The organism is Laspinema olomoucense D3b (assembly GCF_025370785.1).
GTDB classification, from domain to species: Bacteria; Cyanobacteriota; Cyanobacteriia; order Cyanobacteriales; family Laspinemataceae; genus Laspinema; species Laspinema olomoucense.
Map to the genome: position 1 here is coordinate 1 of NZ_JAMXFA010000072.1, position 15,246 is coordinate 15,246.

Here is a 15,246-nt window from a genome sequence, read left to right on the forward strand (position 1 = left end):
CATCATTAAATGGGGCAAACCCTATAATTGCTTTTTTGTCAAGTACAATTTATACCAAATTAGATGAGCTTGCCCTGACAACAGTTGCAGTCCCAGACAAAATAAACCCAAGGCAGCAAAGGCAAAAATAAAGGTTGCCAGGGTACTCACTCCCGTGACTAAGGTCCGAACTGCAGCGGAAATATTAACGGCGATCGGATTATCCGAGTGAATCGGTTTGTTGGCAAAGGTGGAGGCGATCGCATTAATTTGACTGTCAAGCAAGCGATTATGTCCTTCATTATTGTGCGCTTCCACGCCGCGAGTCAATACCGTCACACTCGTAAACGAACTGGATGAACGACTTGGCGGTAAGGGAGTTTGGAACTCACTATTCTCAACAATCGGCGTCGGTGAGCCATTAATCACCGCTTCAACGGCCCAATGATACTCCTGACCCGCGTGGCTCAACTTGTGTTAGTGTTAAGGTAATAGACCAAGTTTAGGGAGGTTAACTATGGATGCTAAAGAATTGCTCAGACGCTACGATGCGGGAGAGAGAGATTTTAGAGCAATTATTTTGCAGCATACTGACTTAAGCCGTGTCAAGTTAGATTCGGTCAATCTAAGCGGTGCTTGCTTTTACAGTGTCAACCTCCACGCTGCTAACTTAAAAAATGTTAACTTAAGCAGTACCGAATGGTCGGACTGTAATTTATTGGCTCTGCAATTCTGGTTGTGTAACTTGAAAGATGCTATTATCGAGCATTGTGATTTGGAGAGTGCCAGATTTTTTGACTGCGATCTCAGAGGTATAAGAATTAGTCTTTCAAATGTAAGCCGTGCTGCTTTTACTAGAGTAAATTTTCAAGATGCTAAGTTGGGTGGTTCTGGCGAAGATCCTTGTGAATTCTGGGACGTTATTCGACCTGACGGAGTTTTGATTCCCGGTTTCACCTTCCATATCTATCATTCTTCTTAGAGGATTTTTCTACTGTTAGTGTTAAGGTAATAGAGCAAGTTTAGGGAGGTTAACTATGGATGCTAAAGAATTGCTCAGACGCTATGCGGATGGAGAGCGGGATTTTGCTGAAGTAGATTTGAGGGGTGCCAATCTTGGTTACGCATATCTCCCCAAAATTAATCTGAATAACGCTAACTTAAGTGGAGTAAACTTGATTCAAGCAAATCTAGAGGAAGCAAATCTATGTAAAGTGAACTTCAGTCAAGCTATCTTGGATGGTACTCGATTAAATAATGCCAATCTGAGTAACGCTAACCTCAGCCAAGCAAAGTTGTCTGAATGTATTTTTAATCATGCAAATTTGAGGGGTGCAGATTTGAGTGATTGTACCATTATCGAATCGTCTTTTGCTAATGCCATATTGGTCGATTCTATATTAGATAGGGCAATTATTGATGATTTTGCACTAAACGATGCTGATTTAAGGGGCGCATACTTTAGTCAAGTAAAAATGAATTTTTTAGACGATGATTGATTTCTCCTATTATTATTCTATAACAACTATTTATACAGCCCTAATAGTCAAAAAACATTGTAGTTTATCGGGTACATCGACCTGAAACGTTAGAGGAGTGAAGGATTGCGCCCTGTGCCGTCGGAGTATCACATAGAAGCTGGCAATTGTGCTTCAGAGCATTTGGCTCACTAGGATGATAGGCCTCACTTTTTCTGAACAACAACAAAACCTACCCCATCAGACCGGGGAAGCGGTTTTGTCTTCCCCAGTTTTTGCCCGACAATTTAGGCTTTTTTGGTAATTTTTTGAAACAACAGTTGCAGTCCCAGACAAAATAAACCCAAGGCAGCAAAGGCAAAAATAAAGGTTGCCAGGGTACTCACCCCGGTGACTAATGTCCGAACTGCGGCGGAAATATTCACGGCGATCGGATTATCCGAGTGAATGGGTTTGTTAGCAAAGGTGGAGGCGATCGCACTGGTGAGCATCATACAGGCATAAGCAAACCCTCCGGAAATCAATGAACCCATAAAGCACCGCATCAGGGTGGGTTGCACGGGTTCTTCATGGGTAACTGAGAGCGGGTTGGGTTGAGTCGGTGTGGGATTAGTCATAAATTTTCTATGGCGAATGGTACTGTTTAAATTTTAACGTTTGGATGGGGATATCGAGAGAACAGAACTCCCCTACTGGACCCCTGGGGCTCACTGAATCCCGGCCAAATTAATTTGGGGGTTATTCATAAGCGTTATCGGGTAGGGGATACAGAATTTCCTACTTGACAGCTATCAAGTAGGAAATAAGGCCGAAAACCATTGAGCTGTAAAGATTCCGGTGCCAAGAATTAGGCGAATACTTTGATTATCAATTAAATAGCCTGATGGTTTCCAACAAGTCCGATTTTAACTAATCGGTAAGCGTCGAGTTTGAAGCAACTGGTCTAGTTGAAGTTTCCAACAAGTCCGATTTTAACTAATCGGTAAGAGTTAGGTGAAGAAGTGCCCTGCACTGAAGTCTGGTTTCCAACAAGTCCGATTTTAACTAATCGGTAAGGTGCTGGAGAAAATGCACCTCACTATGGAAGAAATTCGTTTCCAACAAGTCCGATTTTAACTAATCGGTAAGGCTTGGCTTCATTAGTTTGGTTCTTTTCTCCCTTGTAAAGTTTCCAACAAGTCCGATTTTAACTAATCGGTAAGACCGTCTGGGAGGCGCAAGTAAAGTCTCCCAAACCCCCCGCACGTTTCCAACAAGTCCGATTTTAACTAATCGGTAAGTCTATCACTGGTTTATCCTCGGGAGATTATGCAGTTTGCAGTGTTTCCAACAAGTCCGATTTTAACTAATCGGTAAGGTGGGGAGGAGTCGGAGGTTCCAAGTTCCACTTAAATGCCAATCGTTTCCAACAAGTCCGATTTTAACTAATCGGTAAGCTATGTCTCGCCCAGAAGCTCTTGTTCGGGGTCCTCAAGTATGTAGCGTTTCCAACAAGTCCGATTTTAACTAATCGGTAAGAAGAACGGTACGAGGGACCCGCTCAAGAACTTGAGCCAATTGTTTCCAACAAGTCCGATTTTAACTAATCGGTAAGATGTCATCTCGTAAAGGGTTTTATTTATGGTGGTGGTTTCCAACAAGTCCGATTTTAACTAATCGGTAAGCGGAGAGTGTAACGCAGTCGCCCCCAACCATCACCCAAAGTTTCCAACAAGTCCGATTTTAACTAATCGGTAAGCTTTGGCTCGTTGGGGCTGGACTTTTGTTTTGTTTTCGTACTTGTGTTTCCAACAAGTCCGATTTTAACTAATCGGTAAGATGATGAAAAAGCCGACCGTACAGATTACGGCAACGAAAGAGTTTCCAACAAGTCCGATTTTAACTAATCGGTAAGTTCGTTCCTAAGGGCTTTTTTTCGGAGCGGTGTAAAATTGTTTCCAACAAGTCCGATTTTAACTAATCGGTAAGCTTCCTAACCAAAAAGAGGAAGTTAAGAAGGTAGGTTATCGGGTTTCCAACAAGTCCGATTTTAACTAATCGGTAAGACACTCACTGCTGAATTTCATGGTATCACTCTTATCCAAGAGGAGTTTCCAACAAGTCCGATTTTAACTAATCGGTAAGGGTGGAAAATGATACCAACCTTGTTGCCCGTATTGTTTTTGTTTCCAACAAGTCCGATTTTAACTAATCGGTAAGTGTCCAGGAGGAACTACGAACTTCAGATGGCTGCTTAAATTGTTTCCAACAAGTCCGATTTTAACTAATCGGTAAGCATGGAGAAATCGTGAGCATCGGGGCGGGCATCCTCTCCAAAGTTTCCAACAAGTCCGATTTTAACTAATCGGTAAGATGTGATGCAGAGGAATTAAAGGTTCAAGTTGCTAAAAGTTTCCAACAAGTCCGATTTTAACTAATCGGTAAGTCGTTTTGGGGCTATATTTTTCTGTTTTTCACCTATAATAAGGAGTTTCCAACAAGTCCGATTTTAACTAATCGGTAAGCTGCGGACGATGTTATTCTCATGATCCCCAATCAGATCGAAGGAGTTTCCAACAAGTCCGATTTTAACTAATCGGTAAGGATCGGTATCGCAGGAAGGACAATGGGCTCTGTTTCGTTTCCAACAAGTCCGATTTTAACTAATCGGTAAGGATCTAAGTACGCGGTTTGATCCTATGCGTAATTCGCAAGGAGTTTCCAACAAGTCCGATTTTAACTAATCGGTAAGTGTTCAAGTCTCTGAAGTTCAGTTTGAAGGGATCACGTTTCCAACAAGTCCGATTTTAACTAATCGGTAAGCCTAGTACTCAATGGAGATTATCAAGGTAAGACCTTAGAACTGTTTCCAACAAGTCCGATTTTAACTAATCGGTAAGCAACCGGGTGAAAATACCGGTAACTGGATGGAAGGAAAGTTTCCAACAAGTCCGATTTTAACTAATCGGTAAGCCATTTAATCGGATTTTCGGTTGATAAGGAAGGGAAGCAAGGTTTCCAACAAGTCCGATTTTAACTAATCGGTAAGATAAGAAGTACAGACCTAGGTTGCTTTCTGAGTTAGTGGGGCAGTTTCCAACAAGTCCGATTTTAACTAATCGGTAAGCAGATACCATAAGGAAGGAGGGGGCCCAGACGGTGCGACTGGTTTCCAACAAGTCCGATTTTAACTAATCGGTAAGCTCCAGCGGAGAGTGGAAGTGTCAAGTTGAAAAAAGTTTCCAACAAGTCCGATTTTAACTAATCGGTAAGGAAATTGTGACCGGAAGCCTATTCTAGTTTCCTCCTTCCTGTTTCCAACAAGTCCGATTTTAACTAATCGGTAAGTATTCCAGTGGTTGAAGATGTAAACGGAGACGGAGTTGTTTCCAACAAGTCCGATTTTAACTAATCGGTAAGTGGAGAAACAGAAGAAGAAGCCTGGAAGATGGCTCTCTCTTGTTTCCAACAAGTCCGATTTTAACTAATCGGTAAGCACTACCAGTGCCCAAAGTAGGCACCACCGAACCTGGAATGTTTCCAACAAGTCCGATTTTAACTAATCGGTAAGCCCAGAAAGGATTATAGTCGTAATCGTAGGTTCCTTAGGAGTTTCCAACAAGTCCGATTTTAACTAATCGGTAAGACTAGAGAAAGAGGAGATGTTGAAGATACTGATCTAGTTATTGTTTCCAACAAGTCCGATTTTAACTAATCGGTAAGGAGCATAATGGATACCTTCCAGCGATATCTCTTAACATGTTTCCAACAAGTCCGATTTTAACTAATCGGTAAGACCCGGTGGCTGGCCCCAATTTCCGCGTCCAGAACCCCACGTTTCCAACAAGTCCGATTTTAACTAATCGGTAAGTGCCAAGAAAGCTAAGTCTATCAAAGAGGAAGGACTGGTTTCCAACAAGTCCGATTTTAACTAATCGGTAAGGTACAATATTACAACTGGGACAGAATTATTATATCTACTGTTTCCAACAAGTCCGATTTTAACTAATCGGTAAGTTCTCAGGAGGTAATCATAATACCTCCCTGTTGGGGTTTCCAACAAGTCCGATTTTAACTAATCGGTAAGTCCTCTGCCAGGAAGCCTGACGGAGAGAGGGTTTCAAGGACCAGATCCGCAGAGGGGGTTTTGACCTGTCAACAAGCGGGAACTTATTGCGAATAAGCCCCAGACTCATGACCCGGACCCCTGATTCTGCCCTCGATCCGCAGAGGTCAACGACAAAATGCGGGTTTCGAGGTTTGGCTGACCTCTGCGGATTTATAAAACTTTACAAATCCGCCGTTTATTTTGGAAAGGTGTTTTTCCCTACTGGAAGCATAGCATTCCCAGTGGAAGGGTGCAACAAAAAACCCCCAGGAGGTTAACCTGGGGGTAATGGGGGCCGAATTACTTGACACCGAAGGGGGAAGGGATTAGATAAGGGGATTGCAAAAAATCAGGGGAATTTGGGAATTCAGACAAACCCCCAGGGCAGCAGTGGAAATCTGCATCCTGCCCAAAATAAAAATCCGGTCCACTTCCCGAATCGCAATTTCTAACGTTTCTCCCTGGGGCAATTTCACCCCAAATTGTCCCTACCTAATGGACCCCTGGGGCTAACTGAATCCCGGTATTAATGAATTTAGCAATCCAAAAATCTAGGTCCGGATTTCCCAGGGTGTTTTGAACTTGTGCGCGGATTTGTTCCGCTTTTTCCCGGGAGTCAGTGAGGGCAAATACGGTGGGTCCGGAACCGGACATCAGGGTTCCTAAAACGCCACATTGTTCAAAGGTTTGCCGTAGTTTTAACACTTGAGGATATTCCGGCAAGACGACTTTTTCTAAGTCATTATGCAGACATTGGACCATTTTCATATTATCTCGAAGGGCGATCGCCTTCACAATGGGTCCGGAATGGACGCGCTGTTGTCTTGCTGCTAAATCCGTGGATTCTCGAACGTAGGTACTGCCAAATTGCTGGCGATAGGTTTGATACGCCCAAGCGGTAGAAACGCCCAAACTACGATATTTCGCCAGAATCACATACAATCCTTCTAAATCTGGCAGGGGTTCGAGTTCGTTTCCCCGTCCCGTTGCCAAGGCAGTCCCCCCAGTGATACAAAAGGGAATATCCGAACCCAGTTGACTGGCTAAATCTTGTAATTCCGGTTGGGTTAAGCCCAGGTCCCAGAGCATTTCCAAACCCACCAACACGGCAGCAGCATTGCTGGAACCCCCAGCTAATCCGGCAGCGACGGGAATCTGTTTATCGATGGAGATATCGGCACCGCCATATTGCTCAAAAGCATCGGGATAGGTGGTTTTGAGGAGTTCGGCAGCGCGGTAGGCGAGGTTGGTGCGATCGCAGGGGACTTCGGGATGTTGGCATTGGATCCGAAAGTCCTCAGTACCATTGGCGCGAATTTCTACGCGATCGCCTAAGTCGATGCTTTGCAGGACCATTGACAATTCGTGATACCCATCGGGGCGATCGCCGATAATTTCCAGATACAGATTGATTTTAGCCGGTGCAATCAAAGAATAAGAGCGCATGGGGGTATTTAAGGGGTGACGGAAGGTTCTAGGGTTAATAGGTTGCTTAAAGCCACCCACTGCGACACGCTAAGGTCTTCGGCACGCACTTGGGGGTTAATGTTTAATTGTTCCAGAAACTGGGTCAGTTGATCGCGATCAATGAGCCCTTTTAAATTATTTCGTAACATTTTGCGCTTGCTGGAAAACCCGACTTTTACTAATGTCTCTAACCACCGAGGGCGATCGGCAGGAAAGGCTAAGGGGCGCGGCGACAACCGGACCACGGCAGAATCGACTTTTGGTGCGGGGTAAAAGGCTTTCGCGGGAACGGTACAGATATATTCACACTCGGCGACATACTGCACCCGCACGGATAATGCCCCATAAGTGCGGGACCCGGGTGCGGCATTGATCCGTTCTGCTACTTCTTTTTGAATCAGTAGGACGACGGACTGATAGGAGATTTGAGGCGGGTGGGAAATGGTGCCGAGGAGTTTTTCCAGAATGGGGCCGGTGATATTATAGGGAATATTGGCAACGACTTTATTGGGATGGTGAAACAGTTCCGGAGTTTGGGTTAAGACAGACTCTAAATTCAGGTCCAAAAAGTCGGCACATAAGAGTAAGAAATTCGGGATATCCCCTAATTTTTTGGCAAGTTTTTGGGACAAATTGCGGTCAATTTCTACAGCGACCACAGATTCAGCCCGGGATAGTAACTGGCGGGTGAGGATGCCGGTCCCAGGGCCTATCTCTAGAATGCGATCGCCCGGAGATAATGCCGCCGCTTTGACAATTTCATTGAGGGCTTTATCGCTTTGCAGCCAGTGTTGAGCAAATTGTTTTCGAGGATAAGGCGATGGCATTTTTATCAGGGGTGGGTTCGGTGGAAAATTTAGCTTTTTTATTTTACCGGATTTTTGATCACAAAATTGCCATCTTCCTCAAGGAAGATATCGGTTTATTTCTTAAGGAGTAAATTTTAAGGATTTGCCCGGAATGCCACTTTTCCTCCCCCTGGAAAGAAAGAAATTAAAAACGTTCTACCTTAAGGGAGAGGAAAGTTCGAGTAGAAGTTACTAAAGTTTACATATTCGTGTAAAACACCATAAGGATATACAATTATCATGGCAAATTTAGCAGACAACATCGAACATATCAAAGAAAGTCTACCGAATATTACGCCGACTCCACCGGATTTAAAACCCCAGGTGACCCCTGCAGAACTCAAGTCTCGTTTGGAGTGGGGAGAACCCGGTTTAACCATTATCGATGTGCGTGAGCGCGAATCTTTCAACTACGAACGCATCACCGGCGCAGTCGCCATGCCGATGGAAATGCTCGCCGACACGGCCAGCTCTAGCTTAGAATTCAAGCGGGATATCTACCTGTATGGTGATACCGACGAGCAAACCAAACAAGCTGCCAGCGAACTCCGCAGCCGTGGTTTCATGAACGTTGCTGAAATTAAAGGCAGTTTACCGGCTTGGAAAGCGATCGGCGGTCCCACGGAAGGGATTGCTTCGATGGAAGGTCCTTCCGGTCCCAGTTCCGTGAAGAAAAGCGAAAGTAACGTGGCGGCTCGTGTCGGCAAGCAAGGCGACTTGGAAGCCAAAAAAGCTCAACAACATCGCTAGAGTATAAGTTCTCAAATCGGCGATCGACCGGGTGATTAAGCCTAAATTCCGCTTCTAGGCTTGTCACAATCCCTGATAGTAGAGGCGCGATCAATCGCGTCTCTACTCCGGTGTTTTTATGGCGGTTTTTCAGACTACTGCGCGATCGCCGTTAAGGACTCCAGATTAACGGCTTTCCAGGTACTCGCTAACGCCTCCCCAATCGCATCTGTAATAAAGCCATCGCTCCAGTAAGCCACATGAGACAGGGGATTCCAACTGGTTAATAAATTCCCCACATTCACCGGCCAATCTGTTGTCACCACCTGGTCATATTCAGGACTCAGAGATTTGAGCGGATAGGAAATAATATCATTTGGGTCATAAAAATTAACCCATTCTCCGACTAAATTTGGGTGATAAGTGGATAACTGCTTCGCCGGAACCTGGATGGGACGATCAAACTTTTGATGCAAACTCCACAGGGCGAGCGGACTTCCAAGAGTATAAAATAAAGTCAGGGTTTCCCCCCGTTCTAATGGGGTATTTCCCATCTGATTCCTCACGGATTCAGGCATCAGCACTTTACTCCCCCGGGTCCGAGTAAATTCCTGAAGATCATAAAAGTAATTGCTGGCGATGACGGTACCCAGACTATGAGCAAGGGTGCAGAGGGGGGCAGTGGGACCCGCTTTTTCCGCTAAATTTCGCAGCCCTTCTGCAACCCGGGCGTGAATCAGATCATACAGACGGCGATCGCGTTCCGAGGTGACTTGATAGGCGATCGTATCTCCCAAAACATGGATGAAAAAAAACCGCAACCATTCAAAGCGCAAATTCTCTCCCTTCACTTTTTCCCATAACTCTCGTTGCTCCGGTTGCAGCATAGGAGCCCAATAAATATATTCAAACACTATTCGGGATTCAGCTTCTTCCGGGGAAATTCCTAACTGCTGGGCAAATTTTTCAATAAGTTCCTGGGATAACTTACTAAAATATTCCGGTTTTTCTAACTTCCCTTCATCCACATCCGGATCTCCCGACCCCATGCCATGAATGACGGCAACGGCTATTTTGTTTACTGACATGATGATGACCCTTTTAAAAAAATTGGCAAACTTGTCCCTATGATAAATGCGATCGCCTTTTTAGCCTGCTTCCTTTCGGTTGATATTTAGAATATCCCTTATTGTTCGATCTTTAATTCAGCCACGACCCGCAGCACTTCCGCCACCGTCCAAGCTTGAGCGAAAGCCCCTTTCGGCGTCATCGGCGCATCGCCCTCAAAAATCTCACTGAGATTACCCATACAAGTGTCTAACAAATGATTGGCAAGGGGAACAAGAAATGTAGCCGCAGTTTTCCGGTCCTGGGTGACGCGCAGATAGGCTGAAATATAAGGTCCAATCAACCATCCCCAGACGGTTCCCTGATGATAAGCGCCATCGCGTTCCAGGACCGTACCGCCGTAATGTCCGATATAATTGGGGTCTGTGGCAGCTAGACTCCTCAAGCCGTAAGAGGTGAGCAGCGATCGCCCACAAACCTCCACTACCGCTCGTTGCCGGTTCCCTGGTAACGGACTATCCGGTAAAGATACCGCAAAAATCTGATTCGGGCGCAAGGATGCATCATTGCCCTGGGGTGTATCAATCACATCGTAACAATATCCCCACTGTTCATTCCAGAAGCGCTCAAATCCCGCCAAGGTGCGATCGCCTAACTTCTGATATTCCCCCTCGGGCTTCCCTAACTTCCGGGCAAACTCTGCCATTGTCCGCAAGGCATTATACCACAACGCATTCACCTCCACCGGCTTACCCTGACGCGGAGTTACCACCCATTCACCCACTTTAGCATCCATCCAAGTCAGTTGCACTCCCGGTTCCCCGGCATATAACAATCCATCCGCCGGATCCATCTGAATCTGATATCTTGTACCTTGTTGATGCCAGTGGATAATCTCTCTCAATACCGGCCATAATTCTTTAAGCAACTTTTTATCTTTTGTAGCCTGATAGTAAGCCCGGATGGCCTGAAAATACCACAGGGTCGCATCCACGGTATTATAATCCGGGGTTTCTCCGTGATCCGGAAAGCGATTGGGCAACATTCCCTGATCCACATACTGGGCAAAGGTTTGGAGAATCAATTTCCCAATGTGCGGACGTCCGGTACAAAGGGTTAAACCGGGCAAGGCGATCGCCATGTCCCGTCCCCAATCCCCAAACCACGGATATCCGGCAATAATCGTTTTGCCATCGGGATTGTCAGGGTAAGGGCGATCGACAATAAAGCGATCGGCAGCCAACACAAGCTGCTGCACCCACTCCGGAGATTTTCGGGACAACTGATACACTTTGCCTTGTTTACCTTTCAATCCTTTCCCTTTCAGGGCGCGTTTGATTAACTGTTGATCCCACTGCCGCCGAGACTGCAAAGCACTTTCAACCCCTAAACTGGCATGGGACTCGGTACTCACGGCGATCGCCAAAGATTGTCCTGGTTGTAACTCACCCTGAAAGGTTGCCACTTGCAGTAAATCTTCCACGCAGTCCCCCCCGCGACTCTTTTCCACCGCCAAATCAAACCCATAATGCCAGTGATGCGCCGGACTGAGGGCCCCTCCGATTACCGACAAATAGAGCGGAACTGCCCCAGGAAAAGCGGTAATACACAAACCTGAACTCACCGACTCCACCTGCATCACCAGGCTATTTCCTTGGGTCGTATGATGGCGATCGCGATACGTTGCAAACCCTTTCATTGTCAAGGCGATCGGCAAACTCGACCGGCGCAGGGTATAATAAATATATGTTGTATTTTCCCCCTGCTGCATCCAAATCCGCTTTTCTAACAAGGCATCCCCAAACCCATAACTCCACACCGGAATAGAACCCTCTAAATGAAAGCGTTCCAGTACCCGATATCCCTGGGGTTCTACTGTCCCATCCGCCCATCGATTCGTAAACAAAGGATAATCTTCATTCCCATAACTCGCCACTTCATCGAGTTTAGAAAACATCAGCGTATGACCCAAAGGCGCATGAAGTGCGGCCATCAATAATCCATGATAACGGCGTGTCAGCAGTCCCGCTACCGTACCCGAGGCATAGCTGCCCGTCCCATTCGTGACCAGCCATTCGCGAGATTCAGATGTTGCCAAATCCCCACAAATTTCTCGGCCCAGTTCACTTTTAAACATAATTTTCTGCGGTTTATTGAGATTAAATGATTTTGATTTCCAGACTGAAATATGAACACCGATGTCTGAGGGGCAGTCTTAAGATCCTGCCCCGAAAAGTCGGGTTATCTGCCCCAATTTTCGTTATTTAGTCATCTGTTCCCCCACCCAATGTGAGGGAGTTATTCGGGAGTTATTCCCTTGCTTCATCCTTCCGCAGAAACTGGGTTAGGTACGGAGTCGGATTTCGGGAAGAACTTTTGCGTGACTCCTGCCGTGACGAGATGAGATAACAATCCCATCGGACCTGCAAACAAGCATAACAGCAGGGAGTGAGTTGTCCAAACCCCGGTTTGCTGTCCTTGCCAATAGATCCAGCGACCTACAAATAAGTCCATGACTAAATAATGAACCCAGCCTGTAGCCGCAGCCCCTTCATTGCCAAAAAACCGGGCAATATCCGCCAGAGTGGGATTAGACATGGCTTGGGCCGTTTCTGCATCCACTTGTCCGAAAAATAGATAAATATACAAGAGGGCGAGGGGTACAAAGGGCAGATAGGATTCCATCACCTTGCGGCTGACTCCCCAATTCGGTAAGACAATCATCAATAACCAGAATGGCAAGACAAAGAGGTTACCGGCATTAAACAAGAGTTCGAGGTTCATGGTTCGCTGTTTTTTCTCTCAATTGACAAGATGTTACAATAAAACTACTCCCGCACAAAATCCACCGGGAGAAGTTCCCAGGGGCAATCCCCGGGGGTTGCCTCGGGCCAAGGGTTCGGTACATCCAGGCAACCCGTGCTAAGATCACCCCAAACCACCGCTTAACGGTCCCTATCAAATATCAGGAGAAATCTGATGACTGTTCATGATTTATTAATGCTTGTGCTGTTACTCTCCCCAGGTTTAGCGCTTTCTGCTTTTGTGATGGTCGCTTTTGCGGCTGGGGGTTGAGGTCCGGTGAATGGCCTAGAGACGCGATTGATTGCGTCTCTATTTTTTTCTTTAGAGGAATTTCCTCGGGATGAAAATGGTTCGGCTGTCAAATAGAATCCTGCCGTTTCACGGTTCTCACAAGCCACCCTTTGAGCTATGCCTCTGGGGAAGAGGTCAGCCCTTTGATCCTGGGGCGATCGCAGAGGATAGGATTACTTCTAAGGCATTTTGTATCCTCAGTTACAACTATTGAATCAGGCTTAGGTGAACAGCAAAGAACGCTGTTTTTTTAGGGTGCAGCCCGGTCTTAAAGTTGAGGATAAACCGAAAAGTGGAGAGGCTGAAACTCTTGGAGGAGAAGGCTTTTAACCCGAAACTTTCATCATCACCACTAACGTACTCTTATCAAATGTTAATTTTTGTAAAAAGCCGTTTTAGGGGCTCCCATTTTGACCCAAGCGTGCTAATATATCTGTCGAGAGTGAATTCGGTAGTAGCGTTTGTTTCTGGTATTGAGTAGGTATTTCCCTTTTCGTATTGGCAGCTTCTCTCCGAAATCTCAAACTCTACAACTCGTGAATTTTGGAGACGTCCCATGTCTATTTATGTAGGCAACCTTTCTTACGAAGTAACCCAAGAAGATTTAAGTGCTGTTTTTGCTGAATATGGTTCGGTTCAGCGAGTTCATCTTCCCACTGACCGGGAAACAGGCCGTCCGCGCGGCTTTGCCTTTGTGGAAATGAAGAGTGAGAGTGAAGAAGCTGCGGCAATTGAAGCACTGGATGGTGCAGAATGGATGGGCCGCGATATGAAGGTCAACAAAGCTAAACCTCGCGAAAACCGGGGTTCCTTCGGTGGCGGTGGTGGCGGTGGTCGTCGGAACAGCAACTTTTCCTCTAACCGTTACTAATCCCGGCGATCGCATAATACAACAGCAATTCAACCCTGTGAATTCTATCTGAAAACGCTGAGGCACTTCATCAAGTGCTTCAGCATTTCCTGTGATTTGTATAGTAATTCGGGTAGAAATTGGACAATTCTTGAGGGAGTGGGAGCATTTTGCTCCCTAGGTGTCGTAGGGAGCAAGATGCTGCCACTGCGTTAATTCTCTGGTCATAATCATCTGGCTATATATCACCCTTCTTCCCTTCTGAGTCATCCCCTAACAAATGGTAATTATTATCAATAAGATAAATTTAAGAAATTGTCGCGGCTGATTTCTAGGGACCAACCCAGTCCCCTGGCGGTAAAAAACAGAAATCAGCCCCGAAAAAAGCGAGAAGAATTAGGGTTTTTCAGCAGCGATCGCCAATTTTGCCCCCTCAATGCGACGCACCCGATCCATGACTTCCACCACCTGTCCATGTTCGACGGATTTATCTGCTTTTAACACCACGACGGAAACAGGTTCTGCCTTCATGCGATCGCGCACTGCTTGCTCCAAATCCTCCAAGGCGACTGCCTGTTCATCCAGCATCAACACTCCCTCAGCATCAATAGAAATCGTCAGCTTCACCGCCTCCGTTTGCACTGCCGCTGTAGAAGCTTGGGGCAAATTCACCGGCAATCCTTCAGATTTCGATAAAGACAGCGAAGAAACGATAAAAAACGCCAAAATACTAAAAATGACGTCAATCATCGGGACAATATTAATCTGAGCTTCCCGTTCCGCTTCATCGGGTAGGCGCATACTTTTGTTCTCCTCGGTCTCTTTCATAACGATGACGATAGAGTAACTCAAGCTGACCCCCGACTTCTTGAATTAACGCTATCTGCCGCATATAAAAACTGCGAAACGTATTGGCAAATACTTGGATAAAAATTGCCACCACTAATCCCATCACCGTAGAAACGAGGGCCTCGGTAATCCCTCCCGTCACGCCAGTAGCATTGCTACCCCCCACGTCCCCGAGTCTTAGGGATGCAAAGGATTCCATCAAGCCTAAAATCGTCCCTAATAACCCCAATAAAGGGGATAGATTAATAATCGTGTCAAACACGACATTGAAGCGCTTGAGCAGAGGAATTTCCGCCTGGGCCGCACTTTCCAGGGCCAATCGAAACTCTTCCGGATTGGGGTCATCCAACTCCAGTGCCTCTAAAAAAATTCGGGCGAGTGGTAAATCCGCATTCATTTGCGCTTTTTTTATCGCCAAATCTGGATCTTGGCGGTAGAGTTGCAAGACTTCTCGGACCATTCTACCCTGGCGGCGATTCACCCGAAACCAGAAAAATAGGCGCTCTGCAATCAGAGCCAGTCCCACGATTGAAGCAATCAGGAGCGGTATCGAGACTATGCCGCCCGCAGCCATTATCTTACCGAAATTACCCATTTAGTTTACTTTCCTCGAACCCACAACAGAGACCCTGGCGGGTCTTGATGCTCTTATTTGATAAACTTTCTCAAAAAGCCTATATTAAATGAAGAGAGTTTGTCAAGAGGGTGGAGAAAATTGCAGCAATTCTCATTTTGGAAAAACACTGTTCAAGTCCCCGGTATCCCTGTATGGTAATGATATCTGAGAAACCTAAG

General features: G+C 46.0%; 14 protein-coding genes and 1 CRISPR repeat array. Of the genes, 4 read left to right on the forward strand and 10 right to left on the reverse strand.

What is annotated here, in order from left to right:
- Positions 1 to 21: 21 nt before the first annotated feature.
- Positions 22 to 450, reverse strand: coding sequence for a DUF3082 domain-containing protein (locus NG792_RS28035; RefSeq protein ID WP_261237676.1), 429 nt, complete (start codon positions 448 to 450; stop codon positions 22 to 24).
- Between the two features lie 46 nt (positions 451 to 496).
- On the opposite strand from NG792_RS28035, the gene NG792_RS28040 reads away from it, so the two are divergent.
- A complete protein-coding gene (locus tag NG792_RS28040; protein WP_261199055.1) occupies positions 497 to 961 on the forward strand; it encodes a pentapeptide repeat-containing protein in 465 nt (154 codons plus the stop codon).
- A gap of 55 nt (positions 962 to 1,016) precedes the next feature.
- On the forward strand, positions 1,017 to 1,478 hold the full coding sequence (locus NG792_RS28045) for a pentapeptide repeat-containing protein (RefSeq protein WP_261199054.1): 462 nt from the start codon (positions 1,017 to 1,019) through the stop codon (positions 1,476 to 1,478).
- A 266-nt stretch (positions 1,479 to 1,744) separates the two neighbouring features.
- Here NG792_RS28045 and NG792_RS28050 read toward each other — a convergent pair whose 3' ends face one another.
- The 4 genes from NG792_RS28050 to rsmA form a co-directional block, all read right to left on the reverse strand.
- Entirely contained in the window at positions 1,745 to 2,074 is a 330-nt protein-coding gene (locus NG792_RS28050; protein ID WP_261237677.1) for a DUF3082 domain-containing protein, read from the reverse strand.
- A 269-nt stretch (positions 2,075 to 2,343) separates the two neighbouring features.
- Positions 2,344 to 5,523: a CRISPR direct-repeat array (repeat unit 35 nt; unit sequence GTTTCCAACAAGTCCGATTTTAACTAATCGGTAAG).
- Between the two features lie 347 nt (positions 5,524 to 5,870).
- Positions 5,871 to 6,020 carry a CRISPR-associated endonuclease Cas1 gene (locus tag NG792_RS28055; protein WP_261237678.1) on the reverse strand — a complete coding sequence of 50 codons (150 nt, stop codon included), beginning with the start codon at positions 6,018 to 6,020 and terminating at the stop codon, positions 5,871 to 5,873.
- A 16-nt stretch (positions 6,021 to 6,036) separates the two neighbouring features.
- Positions 6,037 to 6,990, reverse strand: coding sequence for a 4-(cytidine 5'-diphospho)-2-C-methyl-D-erythritol kinase (gene ispE / locus NG792_RS28060; RefSeq protein WP_261237679.1), 954 nt, complete (start codon positions 6,988 to 6,990; stop codon positions 6,037 to 6,039).
- An 8-nt stretch (positions 6,991 to 6,998) separates the two neighbouring features.
- Entirely contained in the window at positions 6,999 to 7,838 is an 840-nt protein-coding gene (gene rsmA, locus NG792_RS28065) for a 16S rRNA (adenine(1518)-N(6)/adenine(1519)-N(6))-dimethyltransferase RsmA (protein WP_261237680.1), read from the reverse strand.
- A 261-nt stretch (positions 7,839 to 8,099) separates the two neighbouring features.
- Here rsmA and NG792_RS28070 point away from each other — a divergent pair, with 261 nt between their 5' ends.
- Positions 8,100 to 8,609, forward strand: a complete 510-nt coding sequence (locus NG792_RS28070) for a rhodanese-like domain-containing protein (RefSeq protein WP_261199050.1) — start codon at positions 8,100 to 8,102, stop codon at positions 8,607 to 8,609.
- A gap of 134 nt (positions 8,610 to 8,743) precedes the next feature.
- On the opposite strand, the gene NG792_RS28075 is transcribed toward NG792_RS28070, so the two are convergent.
- The 3 genes from NG792_RS28075 to NG792_RS28085 all read right to left on the reverse strand — a co-directional run bounded on the left by NG792_RS28075 (position 8,744) and on the right by NG792_RS28085 (position 12,440).
- Positions 8,744 to 9,676, reverse strand: coding sequence for a hypothetical protein (locus NG792_RS28075; protein ID WP_261237681.1), 933 nt, complete (start codon positions 9,674 to 9,676; stop codon positions 8,744 to 8,746).
- A 98-nt stretch (positions 9,677 to 9,774) separates the two neighbouring features.
- Positions 9,775 to 11,793: an amylo-alpha-1,6-glucosidase gene (locus NG792_RS28080; protein ID WP_261237683.1), complete on the reverse strand. Its 2,019-nt coding sequence runs from the start codon at positions 11,791 to 11,793 to the stop codon at positions 9,775 to 9,777.
- A gap of 185 nt (positions 11,794 to 11,978) precedes the next feature.
- On the reverse strand, positions 11,979 to 12,440 hold the full coding sequence (locus NG792_RS28085) for an ABA4-like family protein (protein WP_261237684.1): 462 nt from the start codon (positions 12,438 to 12,440) through the stop codon (positions 11,979 to 11,981).
- Between the two features lie 868 nt (positions 12,441 to 13,308).
- On the opposite strand from NG792_RS28085, the gene rbp reads away from it, so the two are divergent.
- Positions 13,309 to 13,623: an RNA-binding regulator gene (gene rbp / locus NG792_RS28090; RefSeq protein ID WP_261199046.1), complete on the forward strand. Its 315-nt coding sequence runs from the start codon at positions 13,309 to 13,311 to the stop codon at positions 13,621 to 13,623.
- A 375-nt stretch (positions 13,624 to 13,998) separates the two neighbouring features.
- Here rbp and NG792_RS28095 read toward each other — a convergent pair whose 3' ends face one another.
- Entirely contained in the window at positions 13,999 to 14,403 is a 405-nt protein-coding gene (locus NG792_RS28095) for an ExbD/TolR family protein (RefSeq protein ID WP_261237686.1), read from the reverse strand.
- Complete coding sequence (locus NG792_RS28100; RefSeq protein ID WP_261237687.1) at positions 14,387 to 15,025, reverse strand: MotA/TolQ/ExbB proton channel family protein; 639 nt, start codon at positions 15,023 to 15,025, stop codon at positions 14,387 to 14,389. Before NG792_RS28100 ends, NG792_RS28095 begins: the two co-directional genes overlap by 17 nt.
- Positions 15,026 to 15,246: the final 221 nt, after the last annotated feature.